The sequence below is a fragment of the Borrelia duttonii Ly genome, assembly GCF_000019685.1.
GTDB lineage: Bacteria > Spirochaetota > Spirochaetia > Borreliales > Borreliaceae > Borrelia > Borrelia duttonii.
On sequence record NC_011229.1, the window covers coordinates 40463 to 58130 of the forward strand.

General features: G+C 25.4%; 14 protein-coding genes, 1 tRNA gene, 1 other RNA gene and 1 pseudogene. 5 read left to right on the forward strand and 12 right to left on the reverse strand.

Annotated elements, in window-relative coordinates:
* Positions 1-68: 68 nt before the first annotated feature.
* Together BDU_RS00190 and smpB are read left to right on the forward strand one after the other, a co-directional pair.
* Entirely contained in the window at positions 69-1541 is a 1473-nt protein-coding gene (locus BDU_RS00190) for an SUMF1/EgtB/PvdO family nonheme iron enzyme (RefSeq protein ID WP_012537807.1), read from the forward strand.
* 2 nt (positions 1542-1543) lie between these two features.
* Complete coding sequence (gene smpB, locus BDU_RS00195; RefSeq protein ID WP_012537808.1) at positions 1544-1993, forward strand: SsrA-binding protein SmpB; 450 nt, start codon at positions 1544-1546, stop codon at positions 1991-1993.
* Between the two features lie 156 nt (positions 1994-2149).
* Here smpB and BDU_RS00200 read toward each other — a convergent pair whose 3' ends face one another.
* The 6 genes from BDU_RS00200 to BDU_RS00225 all read right to left on the reverse strand — a co-directional run bounded on the left by BDU_RS00200 (position 2150) and on the right by BDU_RS00225 (position 10255).
* Complete coding sequence (locus tag BDU_RS00200; protein ID WP_041177670.1) at positions 2150-2689, reverse strand: P13 family porin; 540 nt, start codon at positions 2687-2689, stop codon at positions 2150-2152.
* Between the two features lie 83 nt (positions 2690-2772).
* Positions 2773-4656 carry a DNA topoisomerase IV subunit A gene (locus BDU_RS00205; RefSeq protein ID WP_012537810.1) on the reverse strand — a complete coding sequence of 628 codons (1884 nt, stop codon included), beginning with the start codon at positions 4654-4656 and terminating at the stop codon, positions 2773-2775.
* Positions 4656-6452 (reverse strand): DNA topoisomerase IV subunit B, encoded by a 1797-nt coding sequence (locus tag BDU_RS00210; protein ID WP_012537811.1) that lies wholly within the window; start codon positions 6450-6452, stop codon positions 4656-4658. The genes BDU_RS00205 and BDU_RS00210 overlap by 1 nt, the downstream gene beginning before the upstream one ends.
* 11 nt (positions 6453-6463) lie before the next feature.
* Positions 6464-7216: a lysophospholipid acyltransferase family protein gene (locus BDU_RS00215; protein ID WP_012537812.1), complete on the reverse strand. Its 753-nt coding sequence runs from the start codon at positions 7214-7216 to the stop codon at positions 6464-6466.
* Positions 7217-7223: 7 nt separating this feature from the next.
* Complete coding sequence (locus tag BDU_RS00220) at positions 7224-8684, reverse strand: pallilysin-related adhesin (protein ID WP_012537813.1); 1461 nt, start codon at positions 8682-8684, stop codon at positions 7224-7226.
* A 62-nt stretch (positions 8685-8746) separates the two neighbouring features.
* Complete coding sequence (locus BDU_RS00225) at positions 8747-10255, reverse strand: peptidylprolyl isomerase (RefSeq protein WP_012537814.1); 1509 nt, start codon at positions 10253-10255, stop codon at positions 8747-8749.
* 188 nt (positions 10256-10443) lie between these two features.
* Between BDU_RS00225 and BDU_RS00230 the strand changes: the two genes are divergently transcribed.
* The gene (locus BDU_RS00230) at positions 10444-11307 is read left to right on the forward strand and encodes a CheR family methyltransferase (protein WP_012537815.1); all 864 of its coding nucleotides are present in this window, start codon (positions 10444-10446) and stop codon (positions 11305-11307) included.
* 40 nt (positions 11308-11347) lie between these two features.
* Here BDU_RS00230 and phoU read toward each other — a convergent pair whose 3' ends face one another.
* From phoU to BDU_RS00250, 4 genes are read right to left on the reverse strand one after another with little or no spacing between them, the layout of a single operon-like run.
* Positions 11348-12019 carry a phosphate signaling complex protein PhoU gene (gene phoU, locus BDU_RS00235; protein WP_014695953.1) on the reverse strand — a complete coding sequence of 224 codons (672 nt, stop codon included), beginning with the start codon at positions 12017-12019 and terminating at the stop codon, positions 11348-11350.
* Positions 12020-12031: 12 nt separating this feature from the next.
* Positions 12032-13081, reverse strand: a complete 1050-nt coding sequence (locus tag BDU_RS00240) for a hypothetical protein (protein WP_012537817.1) — start codon at positions 13079-13081, stop codon at positions 12032-12034.
* On the reverse strand, positions 13078-13464 hold the full coding sequence (locus BDU_RS00245) for a hypothetical protein (RefSeq protein ID WP_012537818.1): 387 nt from the start codon (positions 13462-13464) through the stop codon (positions 13078-13080). Before BDU_RS00245 ends, BDU_RS00240 begins: the two co-directional genes overlap by 4 nt.
* A 27-nt stretch (positions 13465-13491) precedes the next feature.
* Positions 13492-15945 (reverse strand): AAA family ATPase, encoded by a 2454-nt coding sequence (locus BDU_RS00250; protein ID WP_049752014.1) that lies wholly within the window; start codon positions 15943-15945, stop codon positions 13492-13494.
* Positions 15946-16014: 69 nt separating this feature from the next.
* Here BDU_RS00250 and BDU_RS00255 point away from each other — a divergent pair, with 69 nt between their 5' ends.
* Complete coding sequence (locus tag BDU_RS00255) at positions 16015-16560, forward strand: ribonuclease HII (RefSeq protein ID WP_012537820.1); 546 nt, start codon at positions 16015-16017, stop codon at positions 16558-16560.
* Positions 16561-16655: 95 nt separating this feature from the next.
* On the opposite strand, the pseudogene BDU_RS00260 reads toward BDU_RS00255, so the two are convergent.
* Positions 16656-16922: pseudogene (locus tag BDU_RS00260) on the reverse strand (DUF3276 family protein); the annotation flags it as partial.
* Positions 16923-17073: 151 nt separating this feature from the next.
* Here BDU_RS00260 and BDU_RS00265 point away from each other — a divergent pair.
* A tRNA-Gly gene (locus tag BDU_RS00265) sits at positions 17074-17145 on the forward strand.
* A 34-nt stretch (positions 17146-17179) separates the two neighbouring features.
* Here the strand turns inward: BDU_RS00265 and ssrA are convergent.
* Positions 17180-17540: a transfer-messenger RNA gene (gene ssrA, locus BDU_RS07660) on the reverse strand.
* Between the last annotated feature and the right edge of the window lie 128 nt (positions 17541-17668).

Genomic DNA, 17668 nt, shown 5'->3' on the forward strand with positions numbered 1-17668 from the left:
CAATTAATACACGCAAAGAAATATAGTAATATTGAATTTCTTTTAATACTTTTCTATAATCACTATGTATGCTCAAAGAGAATGATAGTCTTAATGTCACTAAAGAACAACCACTCACAGTAGAACTAAAACCAATATTGGGAATAACTCCAAAAGTTTATGTTTTCTTTACAATGATTATCCTTCCTATAATATTATTACTTGGTTTCATCATAAATGCTAAATTAAATAATCCTGGAGTATATTTAAAAATAAAAACCAATATTAAAAATTCATATGTTTACATAGATGAAAAATATATTGGCAAAACTCCTCTAAACAAATACGTAAACTTTAATAAAGGAACTTTAAAAATTAAAAGATTTGGATTTGAAACTTACGAAACAAAAATTGATATCAAAAATAAATTTTTTGCAAATTATAAGCTAAATGTTAATTTAAAACTAATAGCTCCTGAAAAGATCATTGCAAAAAGGCAAAAAGAACTCTCAGTTATGACAAAAATTAAAAATGCTGATGATAACATAAAATTAATTCCAGTATTTTCACTAATTATGAATGATTTACAAAATAACTCAGAATATATCAAAAAATTTTTTCAAACCTCCATTCCACATATACATTCTAATATAATGTTTCAAGACTTTATATCGGCATACAAAACCATATACTCAATCTATGATAATAACAATAAAGAAATATGGACATCTTTAAAACAAAATTTTAATCTAGAAGATAGGGCTATTATTTGGTTTTTTGAAAATTTAGACCCAGAACAACAAAAACAAGTATTTCACGAAGAATGGTTTAAAACATTTATAGAAAAATTAAAAAATGAAAATAAAATATTAAGTTTTGAAAATCAAAATATAAATTTATCTCTAAATAACTTCAAAAAAATAATATCTCAAAACATTGATAGCATCAAAAATTATAAATTACATTCACAAGATTTAATATTAAAGACTACATATAAATTAAAAGAATTCCTAATCCAGAACAAAAATATTACTAAAGCTGAATATCAAAATTTTTTAGACAAAAATCCTAAATGGGCATTAAATAATAAAAATAACCTTATAAAAGAAGAACTTGTAGATGAAAGTTATCTTAAAACTTTCAATCAAATGCCTTCAAATGAAGATATCACACACATATCTTACTACGCAGCAATAGAATATGCTAAATGGTACTCTTCAACCTTACCTAAAGGATTTAAAGCAAGACTTCCTATATCTCAAGAATGGGAATTGTATCAAAAAGAAGTCCCACAATCTATAGACAATTTAAATATAAATGAAGTATCTAAAAAAATTGGATTTTGGAATTTGATGCAAAACTCAAGCTTTAATGAAGTTATATTATTCCAAAACAAAAATGACATATATTCTGAAAACCATAATTTCAATTCACTAATCACAGAGCTTAGAACTTACACTTATACTAATAATTCAACGCTTAAACCTTCAACACAAGCTTCTTTTTTAAAATATTGGTGTTCTCCTAACATTGGATTTAGGCTGGTTATTGAAAAGGAATAAATATGAGCTCAATATTGCTTGAAAACAAAAAAGCAAGATTTAATTACTTTATTGAAGACAGACTAAGTTGTGGTATTGTTTTAAAAGGAACTGAAGTAAAATCTATTAAATTAAAAAAATTTACATTCAATGACAGCTTTGCTAATATAAAAAAAGATGAGATATGGCTTGAAAATTTACATATAGCAAAATACAAAGAAGGTAATATCTTTAATCATGAAGAAACAAGACGTAGAAAATTACTTATAACAAAGAAAGAAATACAAAAATTAAAAAAATTCAAAGAAAAAGAAGGATACACATTGGTTCCTATATCGATATATCTCAAAAATTCGTTAATAAAGGTCGAACTTGGAATATGTAAAGGAAAAAAACTGTTTGACAAAAGAGAAATTTTAAAACAAAAAAGTATCAAAAAAGATCTCAGTCGTGAAATCAAACAATATAAATAAAGAAAACAAAAATCATAAACACAATAGTTATATTAAAAACACAACATAAACAATTTAAAAGATAACTTAAATAAATACTCATAATATAAACAAAGAGTAGTTACAATTACTAATTATTATAACTACACTCAATGACTTTAATATAAATTTTTACAATTAATATTTCTTAGTAAAAGAAAGTTCAAAGATAACTCTAGAATTTTCATCAAAGCTTAAATCAACTTCAGGATGAAAACCTCCTAATGCAATGCCTAAATTTTGTCTAAGTTTTTTGTTATAGCTAGCCGCATGTGTAAAGGGAAGTACAACTTCAACAATTCGTGTTACAAACATAGTTATTCCTCCTAATGTCATTAGAGATAAACCAATTACTGGGACTTCAACTGACTTAGAATTCAAAGTAGAATATACACCATAACCTAACAAACCCAAACTTAAAGCGTCAAAACCTAAAATCAATAATCCACCTGTAATGTCACCTTGAACTAAAGAACCTATTCCAAAACCTACAAATAAATTCAATAAAAAAGGAATTAAAGCATTTTGTTTATAACTCTCATAAAGTAATAACTTCTCCAAATTACCGCTACCATTAATGCTGTTACTCCCAATATCCGTCTTCATTTCATCATAACTTTGAGCAAAACTTTCAAAAATACAAAATAAAAGTAAAACTAAAATTAATACTCTCTTCATAAAATACCCCCAAAATAAACAGCCTAGTGTTTGCATTATATACATATTAAAAGAATTGTTCAATAATTTATTTCATCTTCAATTTATTTAAATTTAACTTTTTTAATAATATTATTTGAAATTCTCTTACCTACAGAAATTCGCGATTTAATCATAAAATTATTAATATCAATCATTTTAACAACATCTCTACTAGTAGAAAACGCCACAAATTGTGCATTAAAAGTAAAATCTATAAATTCATCATCTTTATTTAAAAAATAATAAACTTTATCAGTTAAAAACTTATCTATCCTAAATCTTTTAACATAATAAAAATTATCGACTTTATTAAGATAAATTATAGAAAATACCTGCTCCTTAGAATTATTTATATCATAAACTAAAACACTAACATTATTCTTTTCAATAAAGGTCTTATCTTCAATATTTTTTAAAATATAAGAATCCTTTTTAAAGATTAATACCTTATCATAATAACTAGCATTTCCAATAAATTCACCATCAATAAGACTGGTTCCAACAAACCCTGCTTTTAAACTCACATAAATTTTCATATTCTTAGTAGCAATTTCTCTAGCATTTTTGGATTCAATAAGAGATATCTCTGTCTTTCTATGATACATTTTTGAATATTTAGCAAGAAGTTTATCAATAAAATTTATTGCATAATTTTTAATTGATTCAATATTACTTTCTACACTTTTTAATTCTTTACTTAAAATTTGAATATCTTTATTATTTTTATCAATATCAAACATACTTATTTTCCTAATAGGAATTTTAAGCAAGTTCTCAATATCATCTAAAACAATTTTTCTAGAAAACCTATCTCCATACTTAACAATTTCACTCATTACAATATCAACAACATCAGATTCTTTAGAAATAGTTTCAAGAATTTTATAAATCTTATGTTCAATAAATATTTGCTCTAAGGTCTTAGAAAAAATTTTTTCAAGTATCTTACTTCTCTCAAGTTCAAGCTCCATCTTTAAAACTTTTTGTAAATGCTCAGCATGAAACTTGATAATATCTGTAACAGTATAAATAACAGGATATCTATCACTCAATAAAAGCAAATTAACAGAAATAGAAACTTGACAATTTGTATAATGATACAGTTTTTCAATAATTTCATTGGCATATACCCCCCTTGGAAGGGTCAATTCAATCTCTACATTTTCTGTAGTAAAATCATTAATACTCGAAACTTTAATATAGTTTTTACGAATAGCCCTCTCAATTGAAGCTATTAAACTTTCTGTAGTTTCTCCAAAAGGTAATTCTTTTATCAAAATAGCCTTATTATCATCTGTAGGTTCAATTTTTGCACGAACCAAAACCTTTCCATTGCCATCAGCATACTCATTAACATCAACTATTCCACCTGTTGGGAAATCAGGATAAAGCTTATAAGCTTCACCAAGCAACTCACTCTTAACAGCTCTTAAAATTTCATTAAAGTTATGAGGAAGAATTTTAGCAGCCATACCAACAGCAATTCCTTCACTTCCCTGAATAAGTATTACAGGAATTTTAGCAGGAAAAATCAAAGGCTCAGCATTACGACCATCATAAGAAGGCTCATAAGTCGTTATTTCCTTACTATAGAGCACTTCAAACGCTAAAGGAGTTAATCGACATTCAATATAACGAGATGCAGAAGCAGGATCACCCGTTAAAAGATTACCAAAATTTCCTTGCTTTTCAATAAATAAATCTTTATTTGCCATATTAACAAGAGCTTCATAAATTGAAGTATCTCCATGAGGATGATATTTCATTGTATTTCCAACAACATTTGCAACTTTATGAAAATTACCATCATTCATTTCAAAAAGAGAATGTATTATTCGTCTCTGTACCGGTTTAAATCCATCAATAACACTAGCAATTGCACGATCTTTAATAACATAAGATGAATACTGTAAAAAATTATCTCTAAGTAATGTTTTAATGTTCATTAAATTAAATTCTCCATAATAAAGTTTCGTCTCTCAGGAGTATTTGGCCCCATATAAAATCCCAATTGCTCTTTTATTTCTTTAATATTGACAAGATCTACCTTTGTAAGTTTAATATTAGCAACATCAATAAAACCCTTAAATTCATTTGGCGAAATTTCTCCAAGTCCTTTAAATCTTGTAACTTCAGGATTTTTAAGTTTAAGAAGCGCTTTCTGTTTATCTTCCTCAGAATAACAATAAATAGTAGCACTCTTATTTCTTACTCTAAAAAGTGGTGTCTCTAAAATATGCATATGCCCATTTAAAACCAAATCTTCAAAATAAGTTAAGAAAAATGTTAAAAGCAAATTCCTAATATGAAATCCATCAAAATCTGCATCTGTAGCAATTACTACTTTATTATATCTTAAATTTTCAATTGATTCTTCAATACCAAGAGCTACCATCATATTATAGAGTTCTTCATTTTTATAAATTTCAGATCTATTTTTTTCAAACATATTTTGGGGTTTACCACGAAGAGAAAATATAGCCTGTGTATATACATCTCTACAAGACACCATTGATCCTGTTGCAGAATCTCCTTCTGTTAAAAAAATCATGGTTGCATCAGAATGTACACTTTTTTCATTAAAATGAAATTTACAATCTTTAAGTTTAGGAATTTTAAAAGATATTTTTTTTGCTCTCTCTTTTGCCTCTTTCCGTACACTGCTTAATTCCTTTCTAAGACGTTCATTATCAATAACTTTACTCTCTATCGTTTTTGCAAGTGTTTTATCTTTATATAAAATCTCTAAAATTAGCCTTTGCACTTCCTTAGCAATGTTACCTCTAGTTTCAACATTACCAAGCTTATTTTTAGTCTGACTTTCAAATATTGGATCCTTTATTTTAATTGAAAGAGTTGCCACAAGTCCTTCTCTAATATCAGTAGACGAATATGTTTTTTTTAAAAAATCATTAATGGCTCTCGCAAAACCTTCTCTAAAACCTGTTTGATGAGTACCTCCATCACTAGTATATTGTCCATTTACAAATGAAAAATATGTCTCACCATAATTATTTGTATGAGAAAATGCAAACTCTAAAGTTTTACTAGAATAATAAACAAAATCATAAAGTAAATCTTCATACTTAATCTCGGCTCTTATAAAATCAAGAAGCCCATTATCAGACCGAAAAATTTGATCATTATAATTAATTTCTAAACCTTTATTTAAGCAAGCATAATGAAAAAATCTTCTTTGTAAAAAATCCTCACTATACTTATATTTCCCAAAAATTTCTGTATCTGCTAAAAACTCAATGTAAGTGCCATTTTGTTCATCAGATTTACCTTCTGTAGTATTAATTAAATTTCCTTTTGAAAAAACAGCTTCAAAGAAATTACCTTCTCTTATCGACCTTATTAAAAATTTTGAACTTAAAGCATTAACAGCTTTAGTCCCAACTCCATTAAGCCCTACAGAAAATTGAAAAACATCGTCATTATACTTAGCACCAGTATTAATAACAGAGACACTCTCAACAACCTTTCCAAGAGGAATTCCACGACCATAATCTCTTACAGTAATGACATTATCCTCTCTTTTTATAACAATTTCTTTGCCATAACCCATAATAAATTCATCAATTGAATTATCAACGATTTCTTTAATTAAAATATAAATACCATCATCAATATTAGAACCATCTCCTAGTCTTCCAATATACATTCCAGATCGTAATCTAATATGTTCAAGAGAAGATAAGGTAACAATTTTACTCTCATCATAAAAATTTTTTTTCATTTAAATTCCTATCAACAATTATACTGAATTTTCATTTTTTCTAATTTTTTAACTATTTTATCTCTCACAATAACATGAAGCTGCTCCTTCTCATCATCTGTCAAATTAGAAACATCTATTAAAGAATGGATATGCACATATACTGATAATCCTGAATTTAATATTAAATTTTTAATAAAAACTTTATGTGTATTAAGCAAAGTAACAGGAACAATTGGAGAATTTGTTCTTAAAGCCAAATTAACAGAACCTCTTTTAAAATCTTTTGTTTTTCCACCTCTATTTCTGGTTCCTTCAGGAAAAATTCCAATAGCTCCACCCTCTTTAATAATTTTAGTCGCCTTTTGTTGAGTAACAGCAGAAGATCTTATACTGCTTCTATTGACAAAAATAGCTCCCATAGAAAGTAATATAAAATTAACTAAAGGAATACTTAAAAGCGATCTCTTAGCAACTATTACAAAAGGCCTTATAAAAACATAAATTAAAAAAATAGGATCCATTGACGCAATATGATTTGCAATAATTACCACACCACCATCTTTGTTCAAACAACAATCATCATCTTTTGTAATAACAACCTTAATTCCAGACAACCATAAACAAGTCTTAATAGCAAATCTAATCAATACAAAAATAAATTTTATAAAAGCATTTTCAAATCTAAATATCTTAAAAACTAAAAATACAAAAAATAAAACAGTAAAAAACAATACAAAGAAAAAAAAACTAATATAAGTAATAATACTCCTTAATATTTTCATATGGTTTTTACCCTAATTTCTCTATTCTCTCAAGTTTTAATTTTTGCCTTTTTAGCAAACTTACTTCATCTTTTAAAATCTTAATAGGATGAAGAATAATAGTAGAAAATTTTTGATTATTAACTATTCTCTCACTATACTCAACAATAAAAGACTCACTTACCTTATTCTCATCCATGCTAATTTCATATTCAAGAACTAAATTATTATTTAAATTAAAAACATTAAAAATTCCATAATAAATATTATCTTTAACAATATAAGTAAGACTAGGATAAGAAAAATCATAAATAACATCTTTATAAACATAATTACCATTTGGAATAAACAAAAATTTTTGATCATCATTCTCTAAAACAGAATTATTAAATCGTTTAAAAATACCTGAGAACCCATACTTATCATAAGCATCTGTTCCTGTATCAATTTTTATTTCAATATTGTCAATATCAACAATTTTAATCCAAAAGTTATATACTATTAAATCGGAAAAAACAGATTTAGTACTGATATTGAGAATATTATAGGCAGGTCTTGAAATATATTCAATGTGTGCAATTTCTTGAGAATTATTCTTAAAAATACTAATTTCATTAAAATGCCTATTAAATGATAAGAGCAAAATATTTTTAAGATCTAACTTTCCTGAACGTTGATGAGAATCATTATCATACCAAACACCATATAAAAATTTATAAACTTCATCTTTAGGTAAATTTTTTAAAGTTTGATATACATCATTATCTATACGTCTAACCTTTTCACTAGTAGACAAAGGATAATATTTACCCTGCGCTTGAGAATATACATACTTTTCTATCTTACTTACTATCATATCCTCCCCCTGCTTTTCATATCTCTCTAAAGAAATTGAATAACTTTCCCTCGATTTCTTATCATCATAAGCAGAAGACCTAGAATACTTATTTATAATAATGTTTCCATTAACCTTATCAAAAAATATAGGTCTATATGACGAAACATCATTAGCAACTGCCCTTTTAAAAACATATAAAACAGCATATTCATCTAAAAAACCCTGAACAACTATATCAAAATCATAATCACCAGTAATATCTTCAAGATACATATTATAAGAATTTTTAGAATCAATATTTACTTGTGTCTTAAATAGAACAACTGCCTCATGACTTTTAGGATCAAAACCAATAATAAATAAATGTGTCTTCAAATCTGCAAAATTTTGAGCTAAAACCACTTGCTCAAAATAAACATCTAAATTCAAATTTTCCTGATGAACTGACAAAATTTTATAACCCTTCAGATCAATTAAAGACCCAAACACATTCTCTCCAGAATCTTCACTCACATTTGCATCAGAATAATTTAATTTGCTATTACTCATCTTTTTATTAAAATCTTTATTAAAAATAATAAAATCCTTATTTCCTTTAACACAAGAAAATAAAACGAAAAAAAGAAATATAAAATATTGTTTAAAAAACATATCACATGATTTTTACATATCTACTCTTATACTCAATAAAATATAAAAGCTTAAACTACACTCTAATTACCGGCATTTAAACTAAAATCCTTTAAAGAAAAAAATGCCTCATTAAAATTTTCTTTAAAATTATTTTTCTTTAAGACATTATCTAATAGCAACTTACTATTTGCTTTAGAAAAATTATCAATAATACGATCCTCTTGAACTAAAGCATCAGACTCATAAGAATCATTAGAAGATGAACGTAAATAAAATGAATAAACTTTATGATCTGCTAAAAAGGGTTTAGACCATTGACCTTCTTTCAAATCAAAAATTAAGTCATAAAAACCTTGACTATTACTAAAAATTGAAAGCTCTTTTAAAGTACTAGAATAAATGTTCATATTATATGCAAGATTAACTACATCTTCTTTTACTTTCAAATTATATTTTTGCAAAGATCGTTCCTCTCCAACATCAGAATTAATTTCAGATAAAATAGCATTAAGTTTATTTTCAAGGTAAGTCTCAATAACATTGGGTTCATAAGTTTCTATATAATTTTTAACAGCACTAATATCATTATTTGAATTTTGATCAAAATTATAAATATCACTTAACGCTTTATATATTTTATATTCACCTGAACTCTTAGATTTAATAGGATTAGTAAATTCATTTACCTTCAAAGAAAAAATTGAACTTAGATCTTCTTTTTCCTTAAGCATAAGATCTAAATCAAAATAATACTGCCTAGAAGAAGCAATACCTTTAAAATTAGCAACGTCTTCAGAATAAAACTTAGCAACCTCTTCAAAAGGCATACCCTTAAATAATTTGTCATAAGCATCATTAGCATCACTTAAATTTTTAAAACTAATAGAAACAAGATCTAAACTTTTAAACAACTTTTGATTATCTTCAGCATAAGATATTACTTTATCTTTTGGAAAATCTTCATAAGAGAGTGTAATATAAGCAATATTTTTTCTAATCTTACTCATATTCTTAACAGCACTTAAAAGAAAATCTGAAAATACAAAACTACTATTCAAAAAAATCTGAATATTTGAAGAAAGCAAATTTTCCACAGCGTCACTATAAATTTTAAACTTTTGATAATCAGAAACTTTATTATACCTTTTAGGACTAAAATTACCATTAGAATCTAAATAAACAGGAGAGTTCATTACATTTTGACTCAAAACACTTTTTGAAATATAAAAGTTACTACTCTTTGCCAAATCAAGAAAAGCAATATCCTCAACATACTTCATAAAAGCTAAGCGCCAAATAAAATAGTCTATATCATAATTATTATCTCTTTTTAGTTTAGAATAAAAATTTGAATAAAAATTAACATATTGTGCAAATTTATTATCTTTAGCATAATAAATCGGCTGTCCCTTATAAAAGCCAAACTTTAAATTAGACGAATCAGTAGTATCAAATAATCCTGGCATTAAAGGTGCAATAATAAACCCAAATACAATCAATATAAGTGCAAAAATGCCCCACATCCCAACTCTTTTATCATTCTCACCACCAGATATAACGCTTTTTGTTTGACTTATTCTCTTACGCATAATAAAAACCCTTCAACTGAAATAAAATAGCATTTTAGATATTAAAATAGCATAATTCACATATTATTTCAATTCAAACATTTATATTAAAAAAATATTTGATATCATAAATTTCAATATTATAATTAATATTTAACTAATATTTAAAAAATTAAGAGATACTAATATAACGGATGTGACATATAATAATGAATATTAATAATGAATTTAATATCAAAATAAACAAAGAAGAATTTCAAAGACTCACCAAAATAATTTATAACAATTTTGGTATTAATCTTAGCGAGAAAAAAAAATTATTAATAGAGAGTCGCTTATCATCAACAATTAAAGCAAAAAACTTAAACAATTTTACAGAATATATTAATTACTTAGAAAATCAAAAAAATCAAATATCTCTAATAGAATTAGTAGATAAAATATCAACAAATCACACCTATTTTTTTAGAGAACCTAATCACTTTGAATTCCTTGCAAACAATCTTCTACCCAAAATGATCAAAAGAATAACACAAACACAAGAAAAAGAAATTAGAATATGGTCAGCTGGATGCTCAAGTGGAGAAGAAGCATACACAATAGCAATGATATTAAATGAATATATCAATAACAATAAAATCCAATGCAACGCAAAAATTTTAGCAACAGATATTTCAATTACTGTATTAAAAGAAGCTAAAGAAGGAATTTATCCAGAAGACCGAGTAAAAACTCTACCAAAACATTTAAAAAATAAATATTTAAATAAACTACAAAATGACAAATTTGAAGTTAAAGACGAACTTAAAGAAATGACCGTATTTAAAAAATTAAATTTAATGAACGATGTTTTCCCATTTAATAAAAAATTTGATTTAATTTTTTGTCGAAACGTAATGATTTATTTTGATGAGAAAACAAGAAACAAACTTGCTGACAAATTCAATCAATACTTAAAAGATGATTCTTACTTATTAATTGGACATTCAGAAACAATTAGAGGTAATAAAAACTTAGAATATGTAATGCCAGCAACATATAAAAAAATCAATTCAATGAAAAAACAATCATAATGATTAAATAAATAAAAGAATAAACTGGCACATTATTTATTTAAGTAAGATTTACTTTCTCTCCTACTTTAACAAAATAAAGTAGCTCTCCTATTGTTGCAACATGATCTCCAACTCTTTCTAAAAAACTATTTAAAAATAATATATTTAAAAGATAATCTAAATTTTCTGGATTATTTTTCATTGCATCAATTACAAGAGTTTTTTGTTTTGAAAACAATTTATCTATAATATTATCATACTTTACTATCTTAAGTATTTTAATAAAATCTCCATCAAAATAAGCATCAAAAATATTTGCAAGCATATCTTTTGCGGTATCTGCCATTTCTCTTAAAGGTTTTTGATAAATATCAACAGAAGAAAAATCTCCTACATTAGATTCCAAAAGAAGTACTACTTTTACAATTTTAGTAGAATGATCTGCAATACGTTCAAGAGAGCTAATAATTTTAATAATTGCCAAAATTTCTCTAAGCTCAGTAGCAACAGGATGTTCAGTAGCAATTATGCGTCCACATAAATCTTCAATATCATATTGATAATCATCTATCATTTTTTCATCCTCATTAATAATTTTTTTAGCCAAATTTTTATCTCTAGACTCTAAAGCTATTAATGAATTTTCTATCATTTTAAGAACACACTCTTTCATCTCCCAAAGATAGTCTTTAATAATCTCAAGTTGCTTAGTAAGTTTACGCCTAATCATATTCAATTTCTCCTAAAAAAACCGTTTTAAAAACAAAAACCTTAATTTAGATAATTCATAATAACTACTAAAAGGATAACTATCAATAACTCTTTTGTAGTAACTAAGAGACTTTACAAAATCTTTATATTTGCTCTCGGTTTCATAAAATTTACCTAATAAATAATTATATCTATCTTCAAACTTTGAACTTACATATTTTGGATAATACAATGAACTCAAGCTAGAGTAAAATTCATGCTCACCATTTGTTAATAAAAACTCAAGAATATCAAGATAAGTATCCTCATCAAAATCAATATTATTTTCTACTAAAAATCTAACATCCCTTAATACATTTTCAACTTTATTTAATTTAATACCAAGACTAATTAAATTCACAAAGATCTGATTAAAAAAATCATCCCTTAAACTCAAATAATTTAAATAAGAGTTCAAATAATCACCATTCTTATAATAAAGTTCTGCCTTTAATAAAATATACTCATCACTATTAAAATCATATTTATTAAGCAATTCAATTGCTCCCTTGTAATCATTAATATGATATAAATTTAAAGCTCTTCTCATAATATCTTTCAAATCTACATTATGTCCACTCTGATTATTTAATCCAAAATCCTCACCATTTTTAATATCTTTATCTAAATTTAAATTGCCTTCAGGATCCATTTGATCCAAATTTAAAGATTTTTCTTGGTTAACAATCCTCAAAATTACATTTTTAGTAAATTCCCTAGAATCCTTTACATTTTGATACTTAAATGTCAACATAACAATTCCAACATTTTTTGAAGTTTGAAAAGAAAACATAGCACCATTTTGATAAGATTCTGATAAAAATTTAATAAAAGGATTATTTTTATTATTTTTAATATAAATCCAAGCTTCATCTTTAAAACAAAGATTAAACTTTGAATTAATATTTACCAAAAATTCTTGCCTTTCACTATTAAAATCAAGTTCATAAATATTCTGTTTATTCTTTTCAAAAGCAAAAGAGGATACTATATTAATAATAAAGAATAAAAAATTACAATAAATAAAATTCCCTTTATTCACTTATAATTTTCCAAAATTTTATCAACTAATAATTCATTTTCCTTTTCTAAATCAATATTAAATAAATTATCTGACTTAACCCAAAGATCTTTCAAAATGTCTTCATTAATTGTTCGATAATGCATTACACTATCACCCAATTTACCATCAGGAAGACTAGGTTTAGGAAAGAAAAAATCATCCATATTAAAACTAGAATTCAAATCAAAATAAAAATCTTCTATATTAAGCAGTTTCAACTTAAGATTTACATTCTCTTCAGTATTATTTTTACTCTCGTCAATAATTTTAGATGAATACAAATAAGTCAAAAAAGAAACAATAATTAATAAAAATATTAATATTAAAAAATATTGTTGAAAATGAAACTTTTTCTCTCTCATAATAATTTTCCTAATATACTAAATAAATTATATATTAAATATTACACTTTCTCCATTATCACTAGTAACACCAATTAAATTCTTACTTCCCTTAGCAACATACATATTATGAGTTATTATCAATAATTGAACTTTTTGACCAAGTTCATTTAAAAGTGTTGAAAGTTTATTACTATTTTCAAAATCAAGAGAAGCATCAATTTCATCAAGTACACAAAATGAAGCAGGAGAATAATAATACAAAGCAAACAAAAATGCTATACTAATTAAAGAATGCTCTCCTCCAGAAAGCATTTTATTGCCTTTGACTAATTTATCCTTAAAATTTATTTTAATTTCTATTTCATCTAAATCCTTATCATAAAATAAACTTCCACTACCCTTAAATATTCGACTAAAAAAATAAATAAAATGATCACTAATTTTATCGAAAGCATCATTAAATTTTTTATTAATTTCCCTCTTAATTCTTTTTCTAAGCTTATCTAAAGATTCTTTAGTAGCATTTAAATCGTTTATTTGTAAATTTATTTTTTCAACCTTATCCTTTATTTCATTATATTCCCTCTCAACATTAAAAAAAATATAATTATCATGCTCAATCATACTCATTTCTTTCCGTAAAGAAGCTATCTGTACTAAATCATCTTCAAGATCAAATTTTTCCATATCCTTATTAACAAAATTAAAATCTTTTATCTCATCCTTAATATCCAAATTAGAATGCAATAAAATATCATACTCTGCTTGCTTTTTCATGTATTCATAATAAGATGAATTTTTAAAAGCATCTAATACACTCAAAGTATTGACCTCTTTATTTCCAACTAATTCACTACCTTTTGCATCACTTAAAAACTTGTCTAAATTAACATTAATGTCACTTCGTTCCAAGTTTAATTCATCCAGTTTTAAATTTAAATTATTAAGGCGTTCCTTAAGTTCATCCCTAGTTTCAAATAAAAATTTTAAATTACTATCAATTAATTTAATTTCATCTTCATTTTTAAGCCTAGAAAGCTCTGTATATTCAATCTCACCCAATATCTCATTTAATTTTAATGTCTTCTCAGACACTAAACTCTCAATAGTAGTGATTTCCTTTGCAAGACTAGTCTTAGAATTATTTCTCGTAAGCAAAAATTTTCTTAAATCAACATTTTGTTCAAAAATAGGTTCAATTTTCTCTCTTAATAAATTTAAAAGTTTATCTTCCTTGACTATATATTTAAGTAAATTTTCTCTAATATTTTTAAGATATTTGATGCTTAATGTATCTTCAAACAATTTTAAAGAATTTAAAATGTTTTTTTTAAGTTGCTCAAATTCTTCTATATTACTTTCCTTGACAATCGACAATACTAAATCAACAAGTTCAAAAAAACTCCTGGTATACCTATTTATCTCATCAGTCAATATGAAAAAATCTTTCTTTTTACTTTGAAGGGAATTATTTAAATTCATAAGCTCTTCATTTATGCTTACTTTTACTGATTCAATCTGTGACTTATTGCCCATAAAAATATTTGCTAAATTTAATTTTCCCCTCTTATCATGTTCTAATTTTTGAATCTTAATTTCCATTGTAAGCAACTTAGATTTTAACATTTCAATTTCTTTTTTAATAAGTTCAATATTCTTAATAACATTCTTTTCTCTAAGAGAATAAAATTCTAATTTTTCCTTAATACTTTCAATAGAAAAACTACTTAAATGCAAAATATTGTCTATATCTTTAATATTCAAGCCATTCTTAAGTTTAGTTAATTCAAAGTTAAGATTAAAAAGCTTCTTCAAGCTTAAATTTTTATCCAATACTTCTAAATCGTTCTTTAATTTTTGGTATTTATCTTTAATCAAAAAGTCATTCTTAATTTTTTCATATTTTTCATTTAATTCATCTCTCAACATCAAAAGAGAAGTCAAATTTTCTCTAGATTTTTCTAAGCTCTTATATGCCTGTTCCTCTTCAACTCTAAGCATATCTATTCCACTAGCCTCTTCTATTAGAGATTTTAAATTAATATTGCCACTTGAAGATATTCTCTCAATCTTCCCCTGATTAATAAACATATAAGGAGAATTCTTAAATCTTAGCTTATTAACAAGATCCATATAATTTTTAAGATTCAAATTATCATTATTTAAAAAATATTCACTTGTACCATCTTTATAAAGCCTTCTTCTAATATAAAATTTATCTCTAAAATCACCAATAGAGAGATCTTCATTATTAAAAAAAAGAGTCACCTCAGCAAAATTAGATTCCTTAGATTTTGATACAGAAATTAAATCTGTTATATGTTTAATTCTCAAAATACTTAAATTATCTTCACCTATACAAAAACGAATTGCATCTAGTAAATTACTTTTTCCACAACCATTTGGACCTACTATAAAATTTAAACTACTATTTAACTTTAATTCTTGCATTTTAACAAAAGACTTAAATCCTAAAAGTCCTATTTTTTCTAAAAACAAAACTACTCCCACTTAAATTATAAACAATATTAATTTACTAAACATAATTCTGTATTATAATAAATAGTTATGATTTGTGGAATTGATGAGGTTGGAAGAGGGTGTATCTTTGGCCCAGTCTTAAGTGCAGCTGTTATTTTTAAAAGTAAACCCAACTTTTTAAATGAACTAGATGATTCAAAAAAACTTACCAAAACAAAAAGAGAATATCTCTCAGCATTAATACTAGAAAATGCATATTATGCGTTTGCAGATATATCCAATGAAATTATTGACAAAATTAATATTCATAATGCTTCACTCCTTGCAATGCAAATCGCATATCAAAAATTAAATATAGAATGCAACCTAGTACTTGTAGATGGAAAATTTATCCCCAAAATACAAGCTAAACAAATTAGAGCAATAATTAAAGGGGATTCTATGATTGATGAAATAAAAGCAGCATCAATTATTGCAAAAGTACAAAGAGATAAATTGATGGTTGAATATGATAAAATTTATCCCCTATATGGACTTAAAAAAAACAAAGGATATCCAACAAAAGAACACAAAGATGCAATCAAAAAACACGGAATACTAAGCCTTCACAGAAAGAGCTTTCAATTAATTTAAATATCAATTAACATAAACTGTAATTATGTCCATGACTAGGACTAAATCATCCTCAGAAAGGATCATGCTTATGAAACACTCTAGGATCTACGATCATTATGATATTCTCCTTTTTTAACTAAATTTCCAGTAACCTTTTTCTTAATTACAGAAATTGCTTTCAATAAATTTGATTCAAATTCGTCAATATTTTCTTCATAAACAAAAACTGAATGTCTCTCAAAATCTCCATTAACATTTCTCTTACTCTCTACAATATTTAGAAAATAATCACCTTTTCTATTTTCTTTAACATTAAAGAAATAAGTCCTATCTGAATTTGTAAACAATTTATCAGAATATACTTCCCCTCTCTCGCCCATTAAGTCCTCCACACAAAAATCCTTTATATATTAGCTTATACAAAAGTTAACATAATTGTACTTACTAAACAAAAAAAATACTAGCCGAAATTAACAATAAAATCAATTGACATAAAATGAATTTTTTTATAGAATCAACTTTGTTATCTGTGCGTCCTTCGTATAATGGCTATTACCTTAGCCTTCCAAGCTAATGATGTCGGTTCGATTCCGATAGGACGCTTCTTAAAAAGCTAATAACCTGAAATGTAAAAAAATTGGAGATGGCGGGAATTGAACCCGCGTCCTAAAAATAATATCATAAATATCTACAAGCTTAGCTAATTTTTAGAAAAAGCAATAAGGCTTGGAAAACAAGCAAACCACCAAATTACTCTCAAGTTTAAAGGTCCCTAAAAATCAACTTGAAACATTTTTAGGCATACTTTGATGTCTTAAAGAGTATAAGTTGAACCTCAAAGCAAAATCCAACAAAACTCTCTGCTAAATTAAGCAGCCATTACAAGATCTGAACTTGTAAAGTTATTATTTTTTGCATTTATTAAAGAAGTTTTAAGAGATTCCCTCTGCTTGCCATTTATGCTACTAAAGTTCTTAGTCAAATCCAAAAACATCCCCTCTAAATAATCTTTTAAGGATAGTATAACACAAATAAATAAAAAAAGGAAAAACAAACTAATTTACAAAACAACACTTAAAAGCTTATAATTACTTTAATACATTAATAGATATTAAAATGATAAATG